The sequence below is a fragment of the Streptococcus sp. 3.1 genome (genome assembly GCF_016648915.1).
In the GTDB taxonomy this organism is placed as follows: Bacteria; Bacillota; Bacilli; order Lactobacillales; family Streptococcaceae; genus Streptococcus; species Streptococcus salivarius_E.
The window spans coordinates 1-5,046 of sequence record NZ_JACLQV010000038.1; the positions used below are offsets into that span (position 1 = coordinate 1).

The window sequence follows — 5,046 nt, forward strand, 5'->3', positions numbered from 1 at the left end:
GCTAAGCGACTACCGTATCTAACAGGGGGCAACCCCCAACTACATCAGGCGTACTAGGGCTTAACTTCTGTGTTCGGCATGGGAACAGGTGTATCTCCTAGGCTATCGTCACTTAACTCTGAGTATTCTCAACTCAAAATTGAATATCTATACTGTATCAAGAAACCAAATCGTTGTCAATATGTCTCAGTTACTTTCTTTGGATAAGTCCTCGAGCTATTAGTATTAGTCCGCTACATGTGTCACCACACTTCCACTTCTAACCTATCAACCTGATCATCTCTCAGGGCTCTTACTGATATAAAATCATGGGAAATCTCATCTTGAGGTGGGCTTCACACTTAGATGCTTTCAGCGTTTATCCCTTCCCTACATAGCTACCCAGCGATGCTCTTGGCAGAACAACTGGTACACCAGCGGTAAGTCCACTCTGGTCCTCTCGTACTAGGAGCAGATCCTCTCAAATTTCCTACGCCCGCGACGGATAGGGACCGAACTGTCTCACGACGTTCTGAACCCAGCTCGCGTGCCGCTTTAATGGGCGAACAGCCCAACCCTTGGGACCGACTACAGCCCCAGGATGCGACGAGCCGACATCGAGGTGCCAAACCTCCCCGTCGATGTGAACTCTTGGGGGAGATAAGCCTGTTATCCCCAGGGTAGCTTTTATCCGTTGAGCGATGGCCCTTCCATGCGGAACCACCGGATCACTAAGCCCGACTTTCGTCCCTGCTCGAGTTGTAGCTCTCGCAGTCAAGCTCCCTTATACCTTTACACTCTGCGAATGATTTCCAACCATTCTGAGGGAACCTTTGGGCGCCTCCGTTACCTTTTAGGAGGCGACCGCCCCAGTCAAACTGCCCGTCAGACACTGTCTCCGATAGGGATAACCTATCTGGGTTAGAGTAGCCATAACACAAGGGTAGTATCCCAACAACGCCTCACTCGAAACTGGCGTCCCGAGGTCATAGGCTCCTACCTATCCTGTACATGTGGTACAGATACTCAATATCAAACTGCAGTAAAGCTCCATGGGGTCTTTCCGTCCTGTCGCGGGTAACCTGCATCTTCACAGGTACTAAAATTTCACCGAGTCTCTCGTTGAGACAGTGCCCAAATCATTACGCCTTTCGTGCGGGTCGGAACTTACCCGACAAGGAATTTCGCTACCTTAGGACCGTTATAGTTACGGCCGCCGTTTACTGGGGCTTCAATTCATACCTTCGCTTACGCTAAGCACTCCTCTTAACCTTCCAGCACCGGGCAGGCGTCACCCCCTATACATCATCTTACGATTTAGCAGAGAGCTGTGTTTTTGATAAACAGTTGCTTGGGCCTATTCACTGCGGCTGACCATAAGTCAGCGCCCCTTCTCCCGAAGTTACGGGGCCATTTTGCCGAGTTCCTTAACGAGAGTTCTCTCGCTCACCTGAGGCTACTCGCCTCGACTACCTGTGTCGGTTTGCGGTACGGGTAGAGTATAATTAACGCTAGAAGCTTTTCTCGGCAGTGTGACATCACTAACTTCGCTACTAAACTTCGCTCCCCATCACAGCTCAATGTTATAGATATAAGCATTTGACTCATATCACACCTCACTGCTTGGCCAGACACTTCCAATCGTCTGGTTTAGTTAGCCTACTGCGTCCCTCCATCACTATATACTCTAGTACAGGAATATCAACCTGTTGTCCATCGGATACACCTTTCGGTCTCTCCTTAGGTCCCGACTAACCCAGGGCGGACGAGCCTTCCCCTGGAAACCTTAGTCTTACGGTGGACAGGATTCTCACCTGTCTTTCGCTACTCATACCGGCATTCTCACTTCTATGCGCTCCAGCACTCCTCACGGTACACCTTCTTCGCACATAGAACGCTCTCCTACCATACCTATAAAGGTATCCACAGCTTCGGTAATATGTTTTAGCCCCGGTACATTTTCGGCGCAGGGTCACTCGACTAGTGAGCTATTACGCACTCTTTGAATGAATAGCTGCTTCTAAGCTAACATCCTAGTTGTCTGTGCAACCCCACATCCTTTTCCACTTAACATATATTTTGGGACCTTAGCTGGTGGTCTGGGCTGTTTCCCTTTCGACTACGGATCTTAGCACTCGCAGTCTGACTGCCGATTATATCTCGTTGGCATTCGGAGTTTATCTGAGATTGGTAATCCGGGATGGACCCCTCACCCAAACAGTGCTCTACCTCCAAGAGACTTAACATCGACGCTAGCCCTAAAGCTATTTCGGAGAGAACCAGCTATCTCCAAGTTCGTTTGGAATTTCTCCGCTACCCACAAGTCATCCAAGCACTTTTCAACGTGCCCTGGTTCGGTCCTCCAGTGAGTTTTACCTCACCTTCAACCTGCTCATGGGTAGGTCACATGGTTTCGGGTCTACGACATGATACTAATGCGCCCTATTAAGACTCGGTTTCCCTACGGCTCCGTCTCTTCAACTTAACCTCGCATCATATCGTAACTCGCCGGTTCATTCTACAAAAGGCACGCTCTCACCCATTAACGGGCTCGAACTTGTTGTAGGCACACGGTTTCAGGTTCTATTTCACTCCCCTCCCGGGGTGCTTTTCACCTTTCCCTCACGGTACTGGTTCACTATCGGTCACTAGAGAGTATTTAGGGTTGGGAGATGGTCCTCCCAGATTCCGACGAGATTTCTCGTGTCTCGCCGTACTCAGGATACTGCTAGGTATAAAGACTATTTCGAATACGAGGCTATTACTCTCTTTGGCCTACCTTCCCAGGTAGTTCTTCTATAATCTTTAAGTCCACGTTGCAGTCCTACAACCCCGAAGAGTAAACTCTTCGGTTTGCCCTCTTGCCGTTTCGCTCGCCGCTACTAAGGCAATCGCTTTTGCTTTCTCTTCCTGCAGCTACTTAGATGTTTCAGTTCACTGCGTCTTCCTCTACATTACCTTAACAGTAATGAGTGACAGGCATTACCTGCCGGGTTCCCCCATTCGGACATCTCTGGATCATTGCTCACTTACAGCTCCCCAAAGCATTTCGTCGTTAGTCACGTCCTTCATCGGCTTCTAGTGCCAAGGCATCCACCGTGCGCCCTTATTAACTTAACCTTATTTTGGTCTTTCGACCTAACTCATTAAATATTCACAGCGTTTCGGTTTATTTTCTTGTTACTATCTATATGTAATTAATTACATATGGAATTTGATATAGATATTCAATTTTCAATGGACAATACTTGAATCTTTCGATTCAATGGAGCCTAGCGGGATCGAACCGCTGACCTCCTGCGTGCAAAGCAGGCGCTCTCCCAGCTGAGCTAAGGCCCCACAAGACCTCTCAAAACTAAATAAGAAACTCAAGTACATTCCGTTTTTCCTTAGAAAGGAGGTGATCCAGCCGCACCTTCCGATACGGCTACCTTGTTACGACTTCACCCCAATCATCTATCCCACCTTAGGCGGCTGGCTCCAAAAGGTTACCTCACCGACTTCGGGTGTTACAAACTCTCGTGGTGTGACGGGCGGTGTGTACAAGGCCCGGGAACGTATTCACCGCGGCGTGCTGATCCGCGATTACTAGCGATTCCGACTTCATGTAGGCGAGTTGCAGCCTACAATCCGAACTGAGATTGGCTTTAAGAGATTAGCTTGCCGTCACCGACTCGCAACTCGTTGTACCAACCATTGTAGCACGTGTGTAGCCCAGGTCATAAGGGGCATGATGATTTGACGTCATCCCCACCTTCCTCCGGTTTATTACCGGCAGTCTCGCTAGAGTGCCCAACTGAATGATGGCAACTAACAATAGGGGTTGCGCTCGTTGCGGGACTTAACCCAACATCTCACGACACGAGCTGACGACAACCATGCACCACCTGTCACCGATGTACCGAAGTAACTTTCTATCTCTAGAAATAGCATCGGGATGTCAAGACCTGGTAAGGTTCTTCGCGTTGCTTCGAATTAAACCACATGCTCCACCGCTTGTGCGGGCCCCCGTCAATTCCTTTGAGTTTCAACCTTGCGGTCGTACTCCCCAGGCGGAGTGCTTAATGCGTTAGCTGCGGCACTGAATCCCGGAAAGGATCCAACACCTAGCACTCATCGTTTACGGCGTGGACTACCAGGGTATCTAATCCTGTTCGCTCCCCACGCTTTCGAGCCTCAGCGTCAGTTACAGACCAGAGAGCCGCTTTCGCCACCGGTGTTCCTCCATATATCTACGCATTTCACCGCTACACATGGAATTCCACTCTCCCCTTCTGCACTCAAGTTTGACAGTTTCCAAAGCGAACTATGGTTGAGCCACAGCCTTTAACTTCAGACTTATCAAACCGCCTGCGCTCGCTTTACGCCCAATAAATCCGGACAACGCTCGGGACCTACGTATTACCGCGGCTGCTGGCACGTAGTTAGCCGTCCCTTTCTGGTAAGCTACCGTCACAGTGTGAATTTTCCACTCTCACACTCGTTCTTGACTTACAACAGAGCTTTACGATCCGAAAACCTTCTTCACTCACGCGGCGTTGCTCGGTCAGGGTTGCCCCCATTGCCGAAGATTCCCTACTGCTGCCTCCCGTAGGAGTCTGGGCCGTGTCTCAGTCCCAGTGTGGCCGATCACCCTCTCAGGTCGGCTATGTATCGTCGCCTAGGTGAGCCGTTACCTCACCTACTAGCTAATACAACGCAGGTCCATCTTGTAGTGGAGCAATTGCCCCTTTCAAATAAATGACATGTGTCATCCATTGTTATGCGGTATTAGCTATCGTTTCCAATAGTTATCCCCCGCTACAAGGCAGGTTACCTACGCGTTACTCACCCGTTCGCAACTCATCCAAGAAGAGCAAGCTCCTCTCTTCAGCGTTCTACTTGCATGTATTAGGCACGCCGCCAGCGTTCGTCCTGAGCCAGGATCAAACTCTCATTAAAAATTTAATAATTGTTCGAGCGTTAACTCATTACCGTCGTCTGACGATTTATTCTTGTAAATTGACAGGTTATAATTTCTTCTATCATAACCCTGCACTTGGTTTCTTATTCAGTTTTCAAAGGTCT

1 tRNA gene and 3 rRNA genes are annotated in these 5,046 nt (G+C 49.3%); all 4 read right to left on the reverse strand.

The window, feature by feature from the left end:
- Positions 1 to 116, reverse strand: a 5S ribosomal RNA gene (gene rrf, locus H7U02_RS11225).
- Positions 117 to 199: 83 nt separating this feature from the next.
- Positions 200 to 3,099, reverse strand: a 23S ribosomal RNA gene (locus H7U02_RS11230).
- Between the two features lie 146 nt (positions 3,100 to 3,245).
- Positions 3,246 to 3,318: transfer RNA gene (locus H7U02_RS11235), tRNA-Ala, on the reverse strand.
- Between the two features lie 54 nt (positions 3,319 to 3,372).
- Positions 3,373 to 4,920 (reverse strand): 16S ribosomal RNA (locus H7U02_RS11240).
- The 16S, 23S and 5S rRNA genes sit together here with 1 tRNA gene alongside, the layout of an rRNA operon.
- Positions 4,921 to 5,046: the final 126 nt, after the last annotated feature.